General features: G+C 42.6%; 1 protein-coding gene. It reads left to right on the plus strand.

The annotated features are described in order from the left end of the window. Positions 1-977: DNA recombination protein RmuC (locus A3735_RS01940; protein ID WP_156499323.1), on the plus strand; the 977-nt coding region annotated here is incomplete at both ends.

Genomic DNA, 977 nt, shown 5'->3' on the forward strand with positions numbered 1-977 from the left:
AATGGAACAGCACTTACTGGCGAACCTAGAGTTATTTATCGCTTGTTTATCCTTTATTGTTATAGGTGGTCTGGCTTATTTTCGAAAGCTATACCTTGGAAAGCTAAGTGATGAACAGAGCAGATACTCAGCTCTAGAAAGTGATAAGGCTCTTTTGCTGGAACGTTTAGAGGCTCAAGGTGAACAGTGTTTAAACTTACATGACGAGCTTCAGTCGTCCAGGCTTCAGGTGGTTGACTTGAATCGAAATAATGCCCGTCTAGAGGCGGTTATTGAAGAGCGTGATCGCGCAATGATTCAACAGAGAGAGCAATTTGAGTCTCAGAAAAAATCACTTCAGTCAGAGTTTGAGAATTTGGCGAACCGCATCTTTGACGAAAAGGGAAAACGCATTACCAAGGATAACCAGTTGTCTATCGAAGGCGTGCTAAAACCTTTTAGAGAACAAATTACCGAGTTCCGTCATCGGGTAGACGGTATCCAGAAGGAAAATCATGAATCGGCTGGTAGTCTAAAGAAGGAGTTGGAGATTCTGCGAAACCTTAATGCGCAGATGTCTCAGGATGCCCAGAACCTGACGACTGCACTCAAAGGCGATAAGAAAACCTTGGGTAATTGGGGCGAGGTGCAACTAGAAAGAAGTTTACAGGTCGCCGGATTAGTAAAAGATCAGCATTATCGGACGCAGGTTCACCTTAAAGATGACAAAGGGCGAGCGTATTTTTTAGATTTTTTAATAGACCTGCCAGACAATCAGCATTTGATTATCGATAGTAAGGCCTCATTGGTGGCGTATGAATCTGCTATTTCGGCTGAAACAGAAGCTCAACGCGAATTAGCGATGAATAATTATATTCAAGCATTGAGAGTGCATGTTAAAGAGCTATCAGAGAAAAACTACAGTCGTCTTAAAGGAATTAACTGCCCAAGTTTTGTCTTGATGTTCTTGCCATTGGAGGCCGCATATATAGAAGGGC

The sequence above is a fragment of the Oleiphilus sp. HI0061 genome (assembly GCF_001635675.1).